20 protein-coding genes are annotated in these 20,017 nt (G+C 64.1%); 11 read left to right on the top strand and 9 right to left on the bottom strand.

The features are described 5' to 3' along the window. Nucleotides 1-105 precede the first annotated feature (105 nt). The 4 genes from rplI to rpsF all read right to left on the bottom strand — a co-directional run bounded on the left by rplI (nucleotide 106) and on the right by rpsF (nucleotide 2,585). Complete coding sequence (rplI, locus tag XH85_RS27280) at nucleotides 106-705, bottom strand: 50S ribosomal protein L9 (protein WP_128934279.1); 600 nt, start codon at nucleotides 703-705, stop codon at nucleotides 106-108. 48 nt (nucleotides 706-753) lie between these two features. Continuing rightward, nucleotides 754-1,734, bottom strand: a complete 981-nt coding sequence (locus tag XH85_RS27275; protein WP_128934278.1) for a YybS family protein — start codon at nucleotides 1,732-1,734, stop codon at nucleotides 754-756. Nucleotides 1,735-1,869: 135 nt separating this feature from the next. After that, nucleotides 1,870-2,109: a 30S ribosomal protein S18 gene (gene rpsR / locus XH85_RS27270; protein WP_007592020.1), complete on the bottom strand. Its 240-nt coding sequence runs from the start codon at nucleotides 2,107-2,109 to the stop codon at nucleotides 1,870-1,872. Between the two features lie 5 nt (nucleotides 2,110-2,114). Further along, nucleotides 2,115-2,585, bottom strand: coding sequence for a 30S ribosomal protein S6 (rpsF, locus tag XH85_RS27265; RefSeq protein WP_128934277.1), 471 nt, complete (start codon nucleotides 2,583-2,585; stop codon nucleotides 2,115-2,117). Nucleotides 2,586-2,921: 336 nt separating this feature from the next. On the opposite strand from rpsF, the gene XH85_RS27260 reads away from it, so the two are divergent. The 9 genes from XH85_RS27260 (at nucleotide 2,922) to gmk (ending at nucleotide 11,529) form a co-directional block, all read left to right on the top strand. After that, complete coding sequence (locus tag XH85_RS27260) at nucleotides 2,922-3,629, top strand: TetR/AcrR family transcriptional regulator C-terminal domain-containing protein (RefSeq protein ID WP_128934276.1); 708 nt, start codon at nucleotides 2,922-2,924, stop codon at nucleotides 3,627-3,629. A 3-nt stretch (nucleotides 3,630-3,632) separates the two neighbouring features. Continuing rightward, a complete protein-coding gene (locus tag XH85_RS27255) occupies nucleotides 3,633-4,658 on the top strand; it encodes a fatty acid desaturase family protein (protein ID WP_128934275.1) in 1,026 nt (341 codons plus the stop codon). Between the two features lie 172 nt (nucleotides 4,659-4,830). Next, nucleotides 4,831-5,790: an ACP S-malonyltransferase gene (fabD, locus tag XH85_RS27250; RefSeq protein ID WP_128934274.1), complete on the top strand. Its 960-nt coding sequence runs from the start codon at nucleotides 4,831-4,833 to the stop codon at nucleotides 5,788-5,790. A gap of 11 nt (nucleotides 5,791-5,801) precedes the next feature. After that, a complete protein-coding gene (gene fabG / locus XH85_RS27245; protein ID WP_091895051.1) occupies nucleotides 5,802-6,539 on the top strand; it encodes a 3-oxoacyl-[acyl-carrier-protein] reductase in 738 nt (245 codons plus the stop codon). A gap of 313 nt (nucleotides 6,540-6,852) precedes the next feature. Then, on the top strand, nucleotides 6,853-7,092 hold the full coding sequence (locus tag XH85_RS27240; RefSeq protein ID WP_008551805.1) for an acyl carrier protein: 240 nt from the start codon (nucleotides 6,853-6,855) through the stop codon (nucleotides 7,090-7,092). 108 nt (nucleotides 7,093-7,200) lie between these two features. After that, complete coding sequence (gene fabF / locus XH85_RS27235) at nucleotides 7,201-8,466, top strand: beta-ketoacyl-ACP synthase II (RefSeq protein WP_091895053.1); 1,266 nt, start codon at nucleotides 7,201-7,203, stop codon at nucleotides 8,464-8,466. 125 nt (nucleotides 8,467-8,591) lie between these two features. Continuing rightward, nucleotides 8,592-9,863: an endolytic transglycosylase MltG gene (gene mltG, locus XH85_RS27230; protein ID WP_128934273.1), complete on the top strand. Its 1,272-nt coding sequence runs from the start codon at nucleotides 8,592-8,594 to the stop codon at nucleotides 9,861-9,863. Nucleotides 9,864-9,978: 115 nt separating this feature from the next. After that, the gene (locus XH85_RS27225) at nucleotides 9,979-10,866 is read left to right on the top strand and encodes a YicC/YloC family endoribonuclease (protein WP_128934272.1); all 888 of its coding nucleotides are present in this window, start codon (nucleotides 9,979-9,981) and stop codon (nucleotides 10,864-10,866) included. Between the two features lie 3 nt (nucleotides 10,867-10,869). Further along, nucleotides 10,870-11,529: a guanylate kinase gene (gmk, locus tag XH85_RS27220; RefSeq protein WP_091895057.1), complete on the top strand. Its 660-nt coding sequence runs from the start codon at nucleotides 10,870-10,872 to the stop codon at nucleotides 11,527-11,529. On the opposite strand, the gene XH85_RS27215 is transcribed toward gmk, so the two are convergent. The 4 genes from XH85_RS27215 to XH85_RS27200 form a co-directional block, all read right to left on the bottom strand. Further along, nucleotides 11,462-12,685 carry a hypothetical protein gene (locus tag XH85_RS27215; RefSeq protein WP_164940272.1) on the bottom strand — a complete coding sequence of 408 codons (1,224 nt, stop codon included), beginning with the start codon at nucleotides 12,683-12,685 and terminating at the stop codon, nucleotides 11,462-11,464. The genes gmk and XH85_RS27215 overlap by 68 nt on opposite strands. Nucleotides 12,686-12,837: 152 nt before the next feature. Then, nucleotides 12,838-13,350, bottom strand: a complete 513-nt coding sequence (locus XH85_RS27210) for a hypothetical protein (protein ID WP_420837854.1) — start codon at nucleotides 13,348-13,350, stop codon at nucleotides 12,838-12,840. Nucleotides 13,351-13,367: 17 nt separating this feature from the next. Continuing rightward, nucleotides 13,368-14,717 carry a caspase family protein gene (locus XH85_RS27205; protein WP_128934270.1) on the bottom strand — a complete coding sequence of 450 codons (1,350 nt, stop codon included), beginning with the start codon at nucleotides 14,715-14,717 and terminating at the stop codon, nucleotides 13,368-13,370. Between the two features lie 895 nt (nucleotides 14,718-15,612). Continuing rightward, complete coding sequence (locus tag XH85_RS27200; RefSeq protein ID WP_128934269.1) at nucleotides 15,613-16,998, bottom strand: FAD-binding oxidoreductase; 1,386 nt, start codon at nucleotides 16,996-16,998, stop codon at nucleotides 15,613-15,615. A 264-nt stretch (nucleotides 16,999-17,262) separates the two neighbouring features. Between XH85_RS27200 and XH85_RS27195 the strand changes: the two genes are divergently transcribed. Further along, entirely contained in the window at nucleotides 17,263-17,667 is a 405-nt protein-coding gene (locus XH85_RS27195; RefSeq protein WP_128934268.1) for an MAPEG family protein, read from the top strand. Nucleotides 17,668-17,824: 157 nt separating this feature from the next. Beyond that, the gene (locus XH85_RS27190) at nucleotides 17,825-18,799 is read left to right on the top strand and encodes an ABC transporter substrate-binding protein (protein WP_164940271.1); all 975 of its coding nucleotides are present in this window, start codon (nucleotides 17,825-17,827) and stop codon (nucleotides 18,797-18,799) included. A gap of 422 nt (nucleotides 18,800-19,221) precedes the next feature. Here the strand turns inward: XH85_RS27190 and XH85_RS27185 are convergent, their stop codons facing one another. Next, entirely contained in the window at nucleotides 19,222-19,827 is a 606-nt protein-coding gene (locus XH85_RS27185) for a YdeI/OmpD-associated family protein (RefSeq protein WP_128934266.1), read from the bottom strand. Between the last annotated feature and the right edge of the window lie 190 nt (nucleotides 19,828-20,017).

Here is a 20,017-nt window from a genome sequence, read left to right as displayed (position 1 = left end):
TCTCTGTTGTCATTGCCGGGCCTGGCCCGGCAATCCATCTTCTTGAGCAAACTCTCTTGATGGATGCGCGGGACAAGCCCGCGCATGACGAGCTGTACGTGCTGCTTACTTCTCTTCCGCAGCCGGCGCCGGCTCGACCTCCTCGTGCTGGGCTTCCGGATCGAAGAACTCGCCGGCCGCGGCGATCGCCTCGGCGGCGGCGTCGCGGTCCTCGTTGCGGGTCGAGATGTCCTCGCCGCGGTTGATGCGCTCGGCTTCGTCCTGGCTGCGCGCGACCGTCACGGTGATCTCGACCTCGACCTCGGGATGAACGGCGACGGTGACCGTGTGCTTGCCGATGGTCTTGATCGGCGCGTCGAGCTGCACCTGCGGACGGTCGAGGTGGACGCCGTCGGTCTCGAACGCAGCGACGAGGTCGCGCACCGTGACCGAACCGAACAGCTGGCCGGCTTCGGAGGCCTGGCGGATCACGATGATGTTCTTGCCCTCGATCTTCTCGGCGACCTTGGACGCCTCGCCCTTGGCCTGGAGGTTGCGGGCCTCGAGCTCGGCCTTCATGCCGTCATACTTGGCACGGTTGTCGGTGGTGGCGCGCAGCGCCTTGCCGCGCTTGAGCAGGAAATTGCGGGCATAGCCGTCGCGAACCTTCACGACTTCGCCCATCTGGCCGAGCTTGTTGACGCGTTCTAGCAAAATGACTTCCATATTCGTTCTCCTTTGAAGTGGTCTGAGTTTCAGTTTTCGGGGGTGGACTTAAGGTGTTGGCAGCGGCGGGGGCTGCCGGCTGCGCAGGAAGCGCTCGCGGAAGCCGAACACGGCATCCGCAAGGCCGAGGATCACCATCGCGATCACGGGCCATCCGAACACGACGACGACGGCGTAGGTCGAGCCGAGCCAGAAGGTGCGGCTCTTCAGCGTCAGCGTCAGCGTATGCAGCACGGCGAAACCGGTCAGCGCATAGCCCATCATCAGCGCGGCCGTGGTGATCTGCGCGACGATCGCAAGCAGCCCGCCGGTGAAGCAGAAGGCGAGCGCGATGCAGAGCGCCACGAGCGTCATCGGCGGCAGCTCGGCCATCTTCATGTCCGGCCAGGGACGACGCAGCCGGCCCGACGTCGCCGTCACCTTGGCGCTGAGCCAGAGGTTGAGGGTCAGCGTCATCATCGCGACGATGGTGGCGGCGGCCGGTGCGATGCGCACCAGCGCATCGACGAACTGGCTAGCTTCGCCCGAGGTTTGCGGGTCGGTGGTTCGCAGAAGGCGCATCAGGCCGCGCCGCAGCGTGCCGGTGATGGTCTCGGCGTCGGTGCCGAGCGTGAGCAGGGCGGCGATCGTGGTCAGCGCGGCAAAACCTGCGATCCAGAGCAGGATGCGGCCGACCGGATACCACTCGATCTCGGGTTCGGCGGGCGGCTCGGCGGCGGAGGCGTCTGGCCCGACGCTTCCGACCTGCCGGCCGAGCAGGACGAGGTGGCCGAGCCACCAGGCCGGCAATGCGACGGTCACGGCGAAGGCGATGCAATAGGGCAGGCCGAACAGGGCGCCGAGGCCGATTGCGGCGGCAATGCCGCCGAGGCTCGCGCACAGCGGCCCCCAGCCGATCGCGGCGACCATCAGCGGCAGCGGTGCGAGATAGAACAGGACAAGCGAGATCAGCGCGCCCGAAATGATCGAGGCGAACATCAGGGCCGACGCGGCGCCGGCGATCAGGGCTATCAGTCCAAAGGCCATCATCAGCTGTCCCGCTCCCTTCGAGCGGTTAGAGGCATCGTTTGCCCCAACCATCGGCGACCGGACGACCCGGAAGCCTTATGCGTTCAGATCAGTTTACGACCGGCGGCTCAACGGCCGCCAGTCGAATTGGTCGTATCAGCGAATGACGTAGGGCAACAGACCCAGGAACCGCGCGCGCTTGATGGCGCGGGCGAGCTCACGCTGCTTCTTCGCGGACACCGCGGTGATGCGGCTCGGCACGATCTTGCCGCGCTCGGAGACGTAACGCATCAGGAGCTTGGAGTCCTTGTAGTCGATCTTGGGAGCATTGGCGCCCGTGAACGGGCAGCTCTTGCGACGACGGAAAAACGGACGGCGTGCACCAGCTTCAGCCATTGATCTCACTCCCCATCCGTCGTGGTTTCAGCTTCTTCGCGCGGGCGGCGCGGGCCGCGGTCACCACGGAAGCCGCCCTCGCGGTCACCACGGAAGCCGCCTTCACGCTCGCCGCGGAAGCCGCCGCCGCGGTCGTCACGTTCGCGATCACGATCGGCCTTGCGCATCATCGCGGACGGGCCTTCCTCGAGTTCCTCGACGCGGACGCTGAGATAGCGGATCACGTCTTCGCTGATGCGCTCCTGGCGCTCGATCTCGGCGATCGCCGCGGACGGCGCGTCGATGTTGAGCAGCACGAAGTGCGCCTTGCGGTTCTTGTTCATGCGGTAGGTGAGGGAGCGAACGCCCCAATTCTCGGTCTTGGTGACCTTGCCGCCGAGACCCTCGACGATACCGGTCATCTGCGCAGTCAGCTCTTCGACCTGCTGCGGGCTCGCGTCCTGACGCGCGAGAAAAACATGCTCGTAAAGAGGCATGGAAGTCCTTTCCTCATGTTGGCGCATCGCCCGGCGTCAAGCCCTTAAGAGACCTTCGGAAAGGACTCTGGGATCAAGCTCAGAAGGCGGAAACACGGGACGACGGGCCGACTGGCCCTGCCACACCAAAATCACGAATGATTTGCTGAGACCGTCCGTTCAGCTCCCGGCCGGGGTCTGCGGATGCGCGCCTTATACGGATTTTGGCCGGCTTTGCAAGGTTGGGGGCCGAGTCTCGGCCTGGACCGTCCGTAGGCGGTCGTTACCCACCCTCAAATCTTACCGGCTTGATTTATTTGTTTGTATAGCATACAAAGAAAGCAGCGGGAGGATCCAATGGCAGACAATTCTGCCCATGCTCCGTTCGAACCGGGCGCCGGCGACCCCAAGCATGCCGCGCGCGCCACGCGCTCGGCCGGCCGCAAGATGCGGTCGCTGCTGCTGGATGCAGCGAGCCCGCTGTTCCGGGAGCGGGGACTTTCAGGCACGGCGATCACCGACATCGCGGCCGCGGCGGATGCGTTCCCGAGCCAGATCACCTATTACTTCCGCACCAAGGAGGCGCTGTTCGTCGAATGCGCCTGCCGCGAGCTGCTGTACCTGGCGCGCGAGACGGAGCAGGCAGCGCTGAAGACGCGCACGCCGCGGGAATATACGCACGCGCTGGCCGAGACGGTCACGGCGAGCGATTCGGTCGCCTTCTTCGCCGAAGCCCTGACACTGACGCGGCGGCGCCAGGATCTCGCGCCACTGGTCGAGCGCACCATCGAACGGCTGCACAGTGAAGGCGCGCGGGCCTATGCGAGCCAGGTCGCGCGGCATGGCTGGCGCTCCCTGCGCGCGCCCGACGAAAGCTCGCGGCGGTTCTGGGCCGTCGCCATCGGCGTCATCCTCGAAGGCTACGCCATGGGCCGTTCGTCCGACCAGCTCTGCGCCGAGATGCTGCGCGTGCTCGGTGAGCAGGCGAAATCCACGGGCGAGGCGGCGCGCCTGCGTCTCGTCGAGCAGCACGACACGTCGACCGCTTCGGATGGGGAGAGTTAGGCCATGACCGCGCTTCGCATGCGTGCCCGCGATTTCCTGACTGACGAACAACTGGCCGACGTGCGCCAGCGCGTGACGTGGAAAGGCGTCGCACTGATCGCGCATGCCTGGGCGCTGATCGTAGGCGCGATCGCTCTGGTCGCATGGTGGCCCAATCCGCTGACATACATTCTCGCCGTCGCCATCATCGGCTCACGCCAGCTTGGGCTCGCCATTCTCATGCATGACGGCGCGCATGGCTGCCTATCCGCCGACGAGAAAACCAATCTGGCGCTGAGCCAATGGTTCTGTGCCTATCCGCTGTTTGCAGAGACGCGCAGCTACCGGCGCTATCACTTGCAGCATCACGCGCGCACCCAGCAGGAGGACGATCCCGATCTGGTGCTATCGGCGCCGTTTCCGATCACCAAGCTGAGCTATCGCCGCAAGTTCATTCGCGACATCACCGGACAGACTGGTTATCAGCAACGCAAGGCACAATTGCTCAACGCGCTCGGGCCGACGGAATGGCCGTGGCGGCAGCGTGCGGCGCATTTCTGGGACAAGCTCGGCCCGCAATGCGCCGTCAATGCCGCAATGTTCGTTGCGCTCGCGGCGGCCGGCGTGTGGTGGGCCTATCCGCTGCTATGGCTGGTGCCGCTCCTGACCTGGATGATGGTCATCACCCGCATCCGCAACATCGCCGAGCACGCGGTTGTCCCTGACAGCAATGACCCCTTGCGCAACACCCGCACCACGCAGGCCAATTTTCTCGAGCGCCTGTTCATCGCGCCGTACTACGTGAACTATCACCTCGAGCATCACCTCTTGTTCTACGTGCCCTGCTACAATTTGCCGAAGGTGCATCGCCTGCTGAGCGCCAGCCGGCATGCCGGCCGCATGGAGGTGCAGCCGGGCTACGCCGCGGTGCTGCGGCTCGCCACCGCGAAGCCGAACCGGGACGATCGGCCGGGGCAATTGGTCAACAGCGCGCGCCGCGCGCGGGCGGGGGCAGAGGTCGACGCCAACCAGACGGCCGGCGGATTCTAGGAAGCCACATCCCCGGTTGAATGCCGGCCGGGTTCCCATCTTGGCTTGACAGTCCGACCCCGGACAGTGTCTACGGCCCCCTTTGGAGCATGATCCGGAACCTTGGCCTAAGGCCGCGCGTAATCGGCTGCCGGTTCTCGTGAGGATCAAGCCCGACAAGCAGGGAGCGCCGATGACGGCAGCATTCACATTTCCGGGGCAGGGGTCCCAGGCGGTTGGCATGGGCAAGGCCCTGGCCGACGCCTTTCCGGTGGCGCGCGCCGTGTTCGACGAGGTCGATGCCGCGCTCGGGGAGAAATTGACGGCGACCATATGGGATGGTCCGGCCGAGACCCTCCAGCTCACCGAAAACGCCCAGCCGGCGCTGATGGCGGTCTCGGTTGCCACCCTGCGCGTGCTGGAGAGCGAAGCCGGTTTTTCCGTCGGACGGGACGCGGCCTTCGTCGCCGGCCACTCGCTTGGTGAATATTCGGCGCTGGCTGCGGCGGGCAGCCTGACGATCTCCGATACCGCACGACTGCTTCGCACCCGCGGTCTCGCAATGCAAAAAGCCGTCCCGGTCGGCGCCGGTGCGATGGCCGCGCTGCTGGGCCTCGACTACGAGGCCGCCATGGAGGTCGCCCAAGAGGCGGCGCAGGGGCAGGTCTGCCAGGCCGCTAACGACAATGGCGGCGGGCAGGTGGTGGTCTCCGGCGACAAGGCAGCGGTCGATCGCGCCGTCGAGATCGCCAAATCCAAGGGCGCCAAGCGCGCGATGCTGCTGCCTGTATCCGCGCCGTTCCATTGCAAGCTGATGCAGCCGGCCGCCGACGCCATGGCGGAGGCGCTCTCGAAGGTCACGATCAAGGCGCCGGCCGCGCCTCTGGTGTCGAACGTGCTGGCGAGCGCCATTAGCGACCCCGATGAGATCCGCCGCCGCCTGGTTGAGCAGGTCACCGGCACGGTGCGTTGGCGCGAGTCGGTTGCCTATATGGCAGGGCAGGGCGTCACCCGCTTCTTCGAGATCGGCGCCGGCAAGGTGCTGACCGGTCTCGTCAAGCGCATTGCGGACGGTGCCGTCGGCGTTGCTGTCGGCGGCCCCAACGACATTGCCGCCGCCAAGGACGCCTTGGCCGCCGCGAAGCAGGGTTGAGGGAGTTATCGATGTTTGATCTGACTGGCAGGAAGGCGCTCGTCACCGGCGCGACTGGCGGCATCGGCGGCGCGATCGCGCTGGCGCTGCACGCGCAGGGCGCTACCGTTGCGATTTCCGGAACGCGCAAGGAAGTGCTGGATGAGCTTGCCGGCAAGCTCGGCGAGCGCGCCTTTGTGTTGCCCTGCAATCTCTCCAAGGCCGATGAGGTCGAAGCGCTGGTGCCCGCTGCGGAAGCCGCGATGGGACAGGTCGACATCCTCATCGCCAATGCCGGCATCACCCGCGACAATCTCTTCGTGCAACTCCGTGACGAGGATTGGGAGGAGGTCATCAACGTCAATCTGACCGCGACCTTCCGCCTGGCACGCGCCGCCACCAAGCTGATGATGCGCAAGCGCTTCGGCCGCATCATCGCCATCACCTCGGTGGTCGGCGTCACCGGCAATCCCGGACAGGGCAATTACACCGCCTCGAAGGCGGGCCTGATCGGCATGATCAAGACGCTCGGTGCCGAATACGCCAAGCGCGGCGTGACCGCCAATTGCATCGCGCCAGGCTTTATCAAGACGCCGATGACGGATGCGCTCAACGACAAGCAGCGCGAAACGATTCTGACCAAGGTTCCGGCGGCCCGTCTGGGCACGCCCGAGGACATCGCGGCGGCCGCCGTGTACCTGAGTTCGAACGAAGCAGCCTACGTCACCGGCCAGACCATCCACGTCAACGGCGGCATGGCTATGATCTAAGCCCTCATTCCGCACTGCCCACATGGGCGGCGTGGGATGCGGCAAACGGCCGTTTCCGGAGCGAAATGAGGCTTGTAGTCAAGGCAATTGAAGTATGATAACCGGACCTTCAACGGATGGGCAAAGAACGCCATTGCAGGTTTTTGAAACCCTGTATATTGGCGATGCGGAGCCTTGGCCGTCGTTCGCCGGGCCCTGTATCGGTTAGGATGGGGCCAAATCAAAGTTCGTAAGCGAAGGCAAGTAACACGACCACGACGGCTCGTATCGTCCCGGGGGGTCGGGTCTACAGGGAACAACACGAGGTTAAGCAATGAGTGACATTGGCGAGCGGGTTAAGAAGATCGTGGTCGAACACCTTGGTGTTGAACCCGAGAAGGTTGTCGACAACGCGAGCTTCATCGATGACCTCGGCGCCGACAGTCTGGACACCGTCGAGCTGGTGATGGCGTTCGAAGAGGAATTCGGTTGCGAGATTCCGGACGACGCTGCGGAAACGATTCTCACCGTCGGCGATGCCACGAAGTTTCTCGAGAAGAACGCGAAGAGCTAAGGCTCTTCATTTTCGCGGGGACAACATTGAAACCGGACGGGCCGCTTCGCAGCGGCCAGCCGGTTTCTTGTTATTGGCCGTGAATCTTTCGATGCGGAGTTTTCGGATATGAGGCGGGTTGTCGTCACGGGTCTTGGCATGGTCTCGCCACTCGGCTGTGGCGTCGAACCGACCTGGAAACGCATCCTCAACGGCGAGAGCGGTGCGCGCAGGATCGCGAGCTTCGACGTCTCCGATCTCCAGACCAAGATCGCCTGCACGGTCGTGCGCGGCGACGGTTCGAACGACACGTTCAATCCCGACAAGTGGATGGAGCCGAAAGACCAGCGCAAGGTCGACGACTTCATCATCTTCGGCATGGCCGCAGCCGGCCAGGCGCTCGACGACGCCAACTGGCATCCCGAGACTGAAGAGGACAAGTGTGCGACCGGCACCATGATCGGGTCCGGTATCGGCGGCCTCAACGGCATTGCCGATACGGCGATCCTGCTCAAGGAGCGCGGACCACGCCGAGTGTCGCCGTTCTTCATTCCGGGACGCCTGATCAATCTCGCCTCCGGCTATGTCTCGATCGCGCACGGGCTGAAGGGACCGAACCATTCGGTGGTCACGGCCTGCTCGACCGGCGCGCATGCGGTCGGCGATGCCGCCCGCCTGATCGCGCTCGGCGACGCCGACGTCATGGTGGCCGGCGGCGCGGAATCGCCGATCTGCCGCATCGGCATTGCCGGCTTCAATGCCGCGCGCGCGCTATCGACTGGTTTCAACGAAACGCCCGAGAAGGCTTCGCGTCCCTATGACAAGGACCGCGACGGTTTCGTGATGGGCGAGGGCGCCGGCGTCTTGGTGCTCGAGGAGCTCGAGCACGCCAGGCGCCGTGGCGCGAAGATCTACGCTGAGGTGATCGGCTACGGCCTGTCCGGCGATGCTTATCACATCACCTCACCGTCGCCCGACGGCGATGGCGGCTTCCGCAGCATGTCGGCAGCCCTCAAGCGCGCCGGTCTCACGGCGTCCGATCTCGACTACATCAATGCGCACGGCACCTCGACACCGCTCGGCGACGAGATCGAGCTTGGTGCGGTGGAGCGCCTACTGGGCAATGCCGCCTCCAAGGTCGCGATGTCCTCGACCAAGTCGTCGACCGGTCATCTCCTCGGCGCGGCCGGTGCGATCGAGGCGATCTTCGCCATTCTCGCGATTCGCGATAATGTCGTGCCGCCCACCATTAACCTCGACAATCCGTCGGTCGAGACCGCGATCGATCTCGTGCCGCACAAGGCGAAGAAGCGTGAGGTCAACGTCGCATTGTCGAACTCTTTTGGTTTTGGCGGCACCAATGCGTCGGTGATCGTCCGGCGCTTGGCCAGTTAGTTTGCGTTTGAGACGAATCCACCGTTTTGCCGTATTCGGCGATAGTCATAGAAGTGGGCGCGTGCATTTGGCTCGGCAAGTGATTGTCAGGCCGCGATTGAACCGGCAGGATTCAGGTTGCTTCGATGAGTGAAAGGCCGCCCATTTCGCCGCGGAGTCCGCGGGCAGCGCTCGAGCCCGAGCAGGTCCCGCCGCCGCCGAAGCGATCGGAACGCGCGCGCAATCCCTTCGTGGTGGTCGGCAACGCCATCATCACCCTGGTGTTGATTGCTATGCTCGGCGCCGGCGGGGTCTATTATTACGGCCGGCAGGTGTTGGAAGCACCCGGGCCGCTTAGGGAAGACAAGATCGTCAATATCCCGCAGCGCGCGGGCAAGCGCGACATCGCCGAGACGTTGAACCGGGAAGGCGTCACCGACATCAATCCGTGGGTGTTCATCGCCAGCGTCGCGGCGCTGAAGGCGAGTTCGGACCTCAAGCCCGGTGAGTATTCGTTCCAGAAGAACGCCTCCTTGCGCGACGTCATCGCCACCATCGTCGAGGGCAAGGTGGTGCAGCATGCCGTGACGATCCCGGAAGGCCTGACCTCCGAGCAGATCGTGGCGCGGCTGTCCGACAACGACATCTTCACCGGCAGCGTGCGCGAGCTGCCGCGCGAGGGTACGTTGTTGCCGGAGACCTACAAGTTCCCGCGCGGCACCACACGCGAGCAGGTGATCCAGCGCATGCAGCAGGCGCACAGGCGCGTGCTGGCCGAGATTTGGGAGCGCCGCAGCCAGGACATTCCGGTGAAGACGCCGGAGCAGCTGGTGACGCTGGCGTCCATCGTCGAAAAGGAGACCGGCAAGCCGGACGAGCGCAGCCGCGTCGCTGCCGTGTTCGTCAACCGCCTGAAGCAGAGGATCAAGCTGCAGTCCGATCCCACGATCATCTATGGCCTCGTCGGCGGCAAGGGCACGCTGGGCCGTCCGATCAAGCGCAGTGAGATCACGCAGCCATCGCCCTACAACACCTATGTGATCGAGGGCCTGCCGCCGGGGCCGATCTCCAATCCGGGTCGCGCCTCGCTCGAGGCCGCCGCCAACCCGGCCCGCACCCGCGACCTCTATTTCGTCGCGGACGGCACTGGCGGGCACGCCTTCACCGAGACTTACGACGCGCATCAGAAGAACGTCGCGAAACTCCGCGCGATGGAGAAGCAGATCCAGAACGACACGGTCGAGCCGGCCGATGACGCGCAGCCGCCGGCTGCTGCTGCGCCGGCCGCCACCGATCCGCCGACCGCGACCACGCCGGCGCGGCCCAACCAGCAGAAAAAGCAACCATCACGGCCGGCTGGTCCCGCACCGGCCCGGCAGGGCGCGGTGCAGTCCTCGCCGCCGGTGGTCCAGCGCTAGGCTGGCGGCAGAGCTGCCCGCGGACATTGCGGATTCCACTTTCCGGCAAAATAGTCTTAAGATTCGCGTGGCTTGATGGCCTCGCGAATCCCGTGTTTCTGGAGAATTTCAACCGATGGCGCTGTCGTCCATGACCGGCTTTGCTCGAAGCCACGGCGCGAGCGGGCCGTACACGTTCGAATGGGAATTGAAGTCGGTCAATGCCAAGGGCTTTGACCTCAGGGTGCGGCTACCGCAGGGGTTCGACGAGCTCGAGGCCCACGCCAAGAAGCGCGCCGGCGAGCTGCTCGCGCGCGGCACCGTCTACGCCAATCTCAACGTCAAGCGCGCCAACGCCGCCGCCACCGTCCGCGTCAACGAGGACGTGCTCAACGCCGTGCTGAAGGCGGCCGCACTGATCTCCGGCAAGGTCGACGCGGTCGCACCGAGCATCGATGGCCTGCTCGCCATCAAGGGCGTCGTCGAGGTCGCCGAGCCCGAGGGCGACGAGGAAGAGGACAAGGCCGCACGCGCCGCCGCAGTGGAGGCGTTCGACAAGGCGCTCGCCGATCTCGTCGAGATGCGCAAGCGCGAGGGCACCTCGCTGGGGCAGATCCTGACCCAACGGGTCGACGAGATCGAGCAACTGGCAAAGAAAGCCGAGGCTGCGCCTGGCCGCAAACCGGAGGCGATCAAGGCGAAGCTCACTGAGCAGATCGCTAGCCTGCTCGACACCTCCGATCGTTTCGATGCCGATCGCCTGATGCAGGAGGCAATCCTGATCGCAACCAAGGCCGACATCCGCGAGGAGCTCGACCGCATCGCCTCGCATATCACGCAGGCGCGCGAGCTGATCGGCAAGGGCGGTCCGATCGGCCGCAAGCTCGATTTCCTGGCGCAGGAGTTTCACCGCGAGGTCAACACCTGCTGCTCGAAGTCGAACGACATCGAGCTCACCAATACGGGACTCGCCATGAAGAATGTGGTCGAGCAGTTCCGCGAGCAGGTCCAAAATCTGGAGTGATCGATGACGACGGGCGGTCACGGAACTGACGGTGTCGAGCGCCGCGGATTGATGTTTGTTTTGTCTTCGCCCTCGGGCGCGGGCAAGACGACGCTGTCGCGTCTCCTGATCGAGCGGATGCCCGGCTTGAAAATGTCGGTCTCGGCGACCACGCGCGAGATGCGGCCCGGCGAGGTCAACGGCAAGGATTATTCGTTCGTCGACAAGCCGACGTTCGAAGCGATGGTGAAGGCCGGCGAGCTCCTGGAATGGGCGACGGTGTTCGACAATAGTTACGGCACGCCGCGCGGCCCGGTCGAGGCGGCGCTCTCGGCGGGGCAAGACGTGCTGTTCGACATCGATTGGCAGGGCACGCAGCAGCTACGCGAAAAGGCGCGCGCCGACGTCGTCAGCGTCTTCATCCTGCCGCCCTCGGCGGCCGATCTCGAGAAGCGCCTGCACTCGCGCGCGCAGGATTCCGACGCGGTGATCCGCAAGCGGATGAGCCGCGCCAGCCACGAGATGAGCCACTGGGCCGAGTACGACTACATCGTCATCAACCACGACGTCGACCAGGCCTTCGCCGAGGTACAGTCGATCCTGAAGGCCGAACGCCTCAAGCGCGAGCGGCGGATTGGCCTCGTAGGCTTCGTGCGAACTTTGCAAGGTCAGCTTCAAGGTTAGGCCGCGACAGGCGCGGCCCTTCCTTCGCCAGCTGTTCCAGCATGGTCGTGATGACGTCGACGTCGACCGCATCCTGGTCGCGGCCTGCCGGCGCCTCATCGCGATCCTCGCCAATTTCGTTGATGGCTAGCTTGGGCGCAGCAGCTCGATCGAACAACTTGATCTCGACCTCGGCCGGCTTGATCTCGTCGGGTTCTGCGGCAGGGACCGCAGCGCGCCGCTTGCGCGCGTCGATCAGATCGATCTCGCGGCTAATCGCGGCAAGTTTTGTCACTTGTTTTGCCGCTTGCGGACGTGCCGCATCGAAGTCGATCGGATGCGCAGGCTGCGCGCGCGGCGCAACGGCCGGTGTTGCATCGCGCCAGGGCGCGCGGCTTGCGTGCTGGTTCTGCGTCTCCCAATCGTTCCAATAGCCGTGACGCTCGGCGGACTGGACGCGGACGCGCGCGCGCGCGCCGGCGAAGCGGTAGATGAGGCTGGCGAGGATACCGGCGAGCGCCAGCGCACCGCCGATCACGAGCATCAACATCTGGACCGAGCCGGCCGGTTTGTCGGCGCTGCTGTCTGCCACGGCGAGCGCCGCCGGGGCAGGGGATTTTGACGGCTTCGCGCTCGGCTGCGCTGCTGCCGCGACAGGCGCCGGCTGCGGCGCAGGCGGCGCGGACGCCGTGGAGACATCGGGCCAGGGTGCGGCGGGTTGTTGCGCGTTGCTGTCAGCGGTCTGGTCCGCAGATGGTTGCGCCGGTGTCGCGGCTGCGGCCTGCGCAACTGCGTTTGGTGTTTGGGGGGCGACACCGCTCCGCGCTGTCAGATATTCGGCGCGCGCATCCTGCACCGGGTGCTGTTGCTGCGGCTGCTGCGCCGGCGCCTGTGCCGTCGGCGTATCGCTCGTGGCCTGCGCGCTCTGCACGGACTTCGCGCTGTCCTTGTCGCCGGCGGCGCGCAGATACCAGCATTGCCGCTTGGTCCCGCGTTCGACGCGATAGTACCAGTGCTGCCCCTGCGGCGCGGCGCCCTTCGGCGAGGCGAGGCAGTCGGTGGCCGCGTTGGCCGTGCTCGGTGCGGTCTGCGCGTTCTGCGATACGGCGGCCAATGGCGCGCCGGCAATGATGCTGCCGACGAGCGCGGATATGAACTTTGCGGTGCGGTTGCCCATCCTGGTCTCCCGGTTACGCATGACGCAACTCTTAACCACCCCTTTGTCATCAAAGACTTGGGTGGCAATGAGCCGCAAATCCGGAGAGGATGTGGCTTGAATCGGGCCCGCGGCGCGTTGGTTCCGCGGCGAAATCGGGCCTTTTCACGTCGTTACTGTTTCGCCGAACTCCAGGTTCCGCCGCAGCCATCGGAGCGGCGCCAGGTTCCGGAACCGCTGCGGCCCCCGAGATGGCCGGCGCCTGTGAAGGTCACGCCCTCGCCTTGACCGACCGTTCTGACTGCGCCGTTCGGGCTGACGGTACCGGTGACGCCTTGGCCGATGACCTTGCCCGAGGAGACGACGACCGCGCCGGACGTGGTGCCGCCGCAGCCAATGCTGGTGACCATCCAGGCGCCGTCAAAGCCGCCGCCACCTCCACCGCCGCCACTGCTTCGCCGCGACGCGCGCGGCTCCTCGGCCGTCGGCTTGCTCCGGCGCGCGGATGGAGCGGGCTCGGCCGAGCGCTCTGAAGAACGATCCTGGCGCGAACCAGACAGCGACTTCTCGTCATTGCCGATCGAGCCGCCGGCGCTGCCGGACTGCGCGAAGGCGGACGATGAGGCGAGGTGAGGAGAAAGGCGAGGGCAATCGTAGCGGTGACGGTATTGGGCATGACCAAACAATCCAAACGAAAATGCATTCAGCGGCCGGAGCCGTCGGCGCAGACGGACCCGATAATGCGGCAAGCTTTGCCAGCCTTGCCGCATTCGTCAAGCGCGGCGTCTTTCGCACGCTGCACGCTGTCGCGCTGGACCAGCGACCAGGATTTGTCGGAAATGGCGAACGCGCCGCAGCTTCTGCCATAGAACGAGAGCTCGATCGGGCATTTGGTGCCGGCGCAATTGCCGCGCGCATCCGCCACCGCCGCGCGCCGCGAGGCGTGATTCCAGGACATCCCCCATTTGTTGCCATCGGGTCCGTAGACGATCGAGCCCCAGGGCTTCAGATCCTCCATCTTGCGCATCCGCAGCAGCAGGCCTTCGGTCGCTTCACCCGTCGGCGCCATGGAGATCCGCTGCTGGAGCTTTGTGATCGCGCGCGTCAGGCCGTCGGGCGTATCAGGATCGAAGTTGAGCTCGTAGAGCCGCTCGCTCAATTCGCTGAGCAGCGCGGCATCGCGTAAGGGAACGCGGTCGGGATCGGCGCGCAGCGGCTCCGCCGGCAGCGGATCGGGCTGCATCGCGGCGACCTGGGCCGGCGGGGCGGCTTGCGTCGGCGGCACGAAATAGAAGGTGCCGTCGATCGGCGAGGACGACACCCAGGGCTGCTGCGCGCCCGATGTGGCACGCTTCACCGCGAGGCCGACCTGGTTGAAGGTCTGGAACACGTCGAGGCCCGCGACCCGGATCGTCGTGGCGAGGGCCTTCGTATAGGGGCTGTGTCCGTCGCTGCCGTCCTGGGCGACGTTGCCGGGCTGCGTCGCGTAGGAGATCAGCGTGCCCTCGGGGGCGCGCATCTGCGCCAGGCCGCCATCGGATGATCGCAGGCCGCGTGAGCCAAACGGGTTGTTGCGGCAGGCGTCCAAGATCACGAGGTTGAGGCGCGTGCCCGACCCCTGCATCTGCCGCAGCACGAGATTGACGTCGGTCATCTGGAAATCGACGTCGGCCTCGCGCGTCGGATTGGCGCCGACAGGCACGAGATAGTTGGAGCCCGAGACCTGCACGCCATGGCCGGCATAATAGAACAGCGCGACATCGGCGCCCTGCACCTGGCGGCCAAAACTCTGCACCGCGATGTCCATCGCGCCCTTGTCGAGATCGAGCTGGGCGCGACCGCCGACCAGCGTGAAGCCAAGCGCGCCGAGCGTCTCGGCCATCAGGCTCGCGTCCTTGGACGGATTGTCGAGCGGCGTGATGTTCTTGTAGGCGGAGTTGCCGATGACGAGCGCGATGCGCTTCTCGGCAGATGCCGGATGCGTTGCGGCGGCGAGCGTAGCCGCAACCAGCGCTGCCAGCCCCAAAACGCGATTGAAAATCCTCGCGCGCATCAAAAATTCCTCAAGGCAATGGCACCAATCTAACATTCCGGGGTGCGCGCGAAAAGCAGCGCGACAGTCGGTAAGATCACGGGCCTGCGCACCGAGACGGAAGGGGCATAGCTCTGCGCTCCCGCGGCGCGTTTCGCCCGAGTCTTGCTTTGATCTCATCGCCCTTTGGAAGCCAAAGGGCGCAGGGAAGGCCGGGCGCCGGCGGCACCCGCATGTCCGTGCGCCACGAAGAGTGCACACGGGGTGGACCACGGGTTGGCCGAACGCCCGGCCTTCCCTGCGCGGATGGTTTTAACGGTGTCCTTCGTGCTCTCCCCGGGGAGCGATGCACTATTGCCCCCGTCGTCTTGCAGATGACTGATGCGCGCGCCCGGTCGGGCCGCCACATCACCGCAGGACTTGACGCACAGACCCCGGGCGTCAGGACCACACGACTTCTCCGTCCGCGGACGGTCCCGCCTGAATGCCTGGAAGCTTGCGTGTGCTCGCCCCCGGCATCAACGAGACCGCTGTTACGGCGCCGTGTCGTACCGCGTCGCGTGAGACTCACAGCTGCCTGCCCTGTCTCACACGTTGCGCGCCGGCGCTGCCGCGTCCACCGCCACCCAGCCCGCGTCTCGTGACGGTCGCGAACGCCCCTTTGGCAGGGCCGGGATGCGTGGTGTATGCCACAAATCCGAAATTCGGAAAAGTGAAATATTTTCGTGACGCGGGCTTGACCCGGGTGTGTTGCCCGACGCCTCCCACGGCCACCGTCAACTCCGTTCGTCGTTCCAAATTCCGCGACCTTGTCCGCCGAAGACCGACACCGAGGCGTTCCCGTCGTTCCCTGGACGGAAGAGCGCTCCGACATGAGGTTCTGGGCGCGACCGAACCGTGCGGCAGATGTGTTAGCTTACGAGTGCAGCGGTCTGATGTTCTGGTTCATGTGGAAGAAGTTCGTCGGGTCGTACTTCGCTTTCAGGGCCGCGAGCCGATCGTAGTTGTCGCCGTAAGTGGCTCTGAGTCTGCTCTCGTCCCCATCCTCCATCATGAAATTCACATAGCCGCCCTCGGCCGAGTAAGGATGCACGGCCTCCCAATAGCCCTTGGTCCAGCGCGTGATCTCGCCCGCTTTTTGCGGGTTGGGATCGATGCCGGCGATGACCATTGACCAGTTCGCTTCGCGCGTATTCCAGGCGGTGTCGTTCTTGCCAACGCGATGGACAGCGCCATCGATCGGATAAAGATGCATGAGCGAAAGCGCGCTCGGTGCATTCCGGGCCTGCTCGATATGCGCGTCAATTGCTTCGTCGGTCAGCTCTTTCACGAAATCGCCGCGCCAGTACCATTGCAGGCCTTTCGGGAAGAACGGGTCGAACATGGATTGGAGCGCCGGATAGGGCATTTCGCCCATCCAGTTGAAGAGCGGCGGGGGCAGCTCACCGAGCAACCTGGCCAAGACTGCCTGGCCATCTTCTGTCGGACCGTTGTAGCAGCCAATGATGGCACAGGCGCGCTTGCCCTGATGCTCCGCCGGGAATGGATCCACCGGTGGAACGGTCTTCAAGCCGACGAAGGCCCCAAGTTCCTCGGGAGCGCTAGGCAGGAAATCCCTGTATTTCCGCAGAACGCTCCGGGCATTTTCGAGATCCCAGAAGATCGGACCGGCAAAGACCCTGTGCACCGGATGAGCCTGGAACAGGAAGCTCGTCACAATGCCGAAATTTCCGCCGCCGCCCCGCAGGCCCCAGTAAAGGTCAGCGTTCTCCGACCCGTTGGCCGTGACGATGCGACCGTCGGCGAGTACGACATCCGCCTCGAGGAGATTGTCGATGGTGAGGCCATGCTTGCGGGTGAGATATCCGGTGCCGCCGCCGAGGGTCAGCCCGGCGATCCCGGTGGTCGACACAATTCCGGCCGGCACGGCGAGCCCGTAGATATGCGTGGCGTGGTCAACATCGCCTTGCGTGCAGCCGGGACCGACGCGGACAGTGCGCGCGGCGGGATCGACCCGCACGCCTTTCATCATTGACATGTCGATCATCAGCCCGTCCTCGATACTGCTGAGGCCTGGCCCATTGTGCCCGCCTCCGCGGATCGCTACCTGGAGTTCGTTCTCCATTGCGAAATTGACTGCTGCCACGACGTCGGCGACGTCGGCGCAGCGCGCAATCATCACGGGACACTTATCGATCATCCCGTTGTAGAGGCTCCGCACAGCGTCATAATCGGCATCCATTCGCCTGATAACCGGGCCGCGCATGTTGCCGATGAAGGTTTCGGTGGCCATGTCCTGCATGATGTCCTCCTATTCCACCCATGATCGGTCCTTGGATCGGAGATTACTCATGAGGTCCCCGAGCGTTCTCCGCCCGTTGAACGATGGTAAATCAAGCGCGGCGCCATAGCATCACAAATCTATAACAATAGACCTCGGGGCGGCCGCACGACACTTTGTCGGCAGGTGGACCCGAAGCGGACAGGAGGGGAGGAGCCCTGTTTGTCCTGTTCGGAGAGGATCGGCTACAAATGAACAAAGGGCAGGAATGACTTGGGAGGGGACATGTCCAACACGGGCTACGCACTGGCAGGCTTCGTCTCGTGGGCGCTCCTTCTGCTGGTCGTGATGGAAACCATCCGAACGTATCTCGTCGTGACTGGAAAAGTTGCGGCCAACGCCTTCACGCCGGATAACTCCGGACTATCGCCCTTCATGCAGCGCCTCGCACGGGCTCACGCGAATTGCATCGAAGGTCTACCGATTTTCGGCGGCTTGTTGGCGATTGCGATCATGGTATCAAGAACGGATGTTACAGACCCTCTAGCGTTTTGGTTTCTCGGCGCAAGAATTGTACAGTCGATTATCCATCTCGCGTCGAACAGTCCGATAGCAGTAAGTCTCCGCTTCACCGCGTTCGCCGTCCAGATGGCGATAGGTATCTACTGGTCATGGAAGCTGATGGTCTAGGGACTGGATCGCGCTCGGCATGTCAGCCGTTGAGGCCAGACCGGACGTGCCGAGAACGCGCCCCAATCGAGGCAGCATCGAAATCCCGCAGCACAGCAGTCCCCTGCTGTAGCCGAGGTGTGTTATGCTTCCAGTCGGAAGCACGGAGGGACCGGGAGTGAACCGGCGCTCATGCATCATGCTGCTCGGCGGCGCGGCGGCTTGGCCGCTCGCAGCGCGTGCGCAGCGAGGCGGGAAGGTCTATCGCGTCGGGATTCTGGAACCAATACCGGCGGCACGGAACGCCGCCAACCTCGAGGCTCTGCGCAAAGGTCTGCGCGATTTCGGTTACTTCGAAGGAAGCAACTTGATCATCGAGTATCGGTCGGCCGACGGTCGGGCCGAGCGGTTTCCGGATCTCGCATCCGAATTGGTTGGCCTCAAAGTCGACCTGATCCTGGCGAGAGGCACTCCTGCCACCACGGCGGTTCAGAACGCGACCGGAACGATTCCAGTAGTCATGATGACAATGGGCGGCCCCGGTGCGATCGTACCGAGCTTCGCGCGGCCGACCGGCAACATCACGGGGGTGATTACTTTCAGCACCGAACTGACAGCGAAACGGGTTCAGGTTCTCAAAGAACTGGTTCCTGGCCTCACGCGAGTTGCGTTGCTTCACAACATGGGCAATCCAGCTGTCCCAGCCGAATGGGAAGAGACAAAGATAGCGGCACGCTTGCTGGGTCTCGAGGCTGAGCTTCTTGACGTGCGGAGCGAGGGTGACCTGAGCCACGCATTCGAACTGGTGGTGCGACGGCATATCGACGGCCTCGTCGTTGGGGCAGACGGTCTCACCCAAATGCATCAACAAATGATCGTTGAATGGGTAGCCCGCAACCGTGTGCCCACCGTCTTCCCAGCCCGCGAGTTCGTTGAAGCCGGGGGACTGATCGCCTACGCTGTAAACTATCCTGACCTCTACTTCCAGCTCGCAGCCTTCATCGACAAGATCTTCAACGGCGCAAAGCCAGGCGATTTGCCGGTGCAACAGCCTACCAAGTTCGAGTTGGCGATCAATCTTAGGACCGCAAGCACGCTCGGTCTCGAAGTCCCGCCGACGCTGCTCGCCGCGGCCGACAAGGTGATCGAATAGAGGACCTGCTTGCTGTGTGCATTAGTCGGGAATTGGCCCCTCAGCTGAACAACGAAAGGGCCGCCGCAATGTCGGCTGCCTGCGGGAGACCGGACGTTGCACGATGGTTGCGCTGATGGGCGCTCCTGACCCTTGGCGGGCCAGAGAGATCTTGTGGTAAAATTCTCAGTTCAATTTTGTCAGACGGTCAGCCCGAACTCGAGCTTCATTCTGAGTGCGCGATCAAGGTAGCCTTCCAAGGATGTCCGAAGCCAGACTTCGACTTCCTCAATTGGCCCGTTTGAGACTTTCGGATTTGCGCTGATAACGTCCGCTAAACAGCGCCGACCGGAAACCCCAGCGGCGCGGGGCAACCGACGCGATTGACCCCGAGCGGACCTGCGCCAACCTCCAATGCGTTCATTCTCTGCTCCGCTGCTCGGTCAGGCCCCTGGAGCCCGCTTGCTTTTGGTTGGGTGAATGGTTTCGCCCCGAGCGAGCATTTCTACAAACTCGCGAATTCGCTTATTCCGCGTTTCGGGGCGCTTGGCATCGTTCACGCGATAGACGAAGGCGAACCTGTTGGCACGGTCGAGCGTCGCAAACGCCCGTTCTGCTTCCGAATTTGCAGCCAGCGCAGCCAGGAAATCGGACGGAGGTTCGGCTTTGCCCTGGGATTGATACGCCGCGCTCCAGCGACCATCGGCCTTGGCTTTCTGGATCTCGCTCAACCCGGCAGGTTGCATGCGCCCTTCGCGAACAAGACGCTCCGCCGTGTCCCGATTGATTGAGGACCATCGGCTCGCACTTCGCCGCGGCGTCATTCTCACTAAATAGTAATGCTCATCAAACTTCCCAAGCTGACCATCGATCCATCCGTGACATAAAGCGGCTTCGATGGCCTGCGCCTTGGTGATGGTTGCTTCTGGTGCGCCGGCTTTAGCGAGCTTAAGCCAAAAGCCGCTCTCGCTTCCCTCGTGTGCAGACAGATAGGCTTCGATGGATGGCAGGTCCGCAAATGATATGATCGGACCCTTTACATTGGTCATGCATCCTCCTCGCACAGGCGGTTAAACGATTCCCTATGAGATACGGGCCGTTCCGCGCTTGTATAGCCAGCATGCGGACTAGTCACTAACACCAGATTGAAGTTGCGAAGCCGCCTCTGGATGGCCTTTGATTTTGCAATAAGTGCTGACGGTTGACGTTCGATTCTGGCCGATGCTGCCTCGCTCGAAG

It is taken from the genome of Bradyrhizobium zhanjiangense, from assembly GCF_004114935.1.
Classification (GTDB): Bacteria; Pseudomonadota; Alphaproteobacteria; order Rhizobiales; family Xanthobacteraceae; genus Bradyrhizobium; species Bradyrhizobium zhanjiangense.
This window is presented reverse-complemented; position numbering and strand designations above follow the sequence as displayed.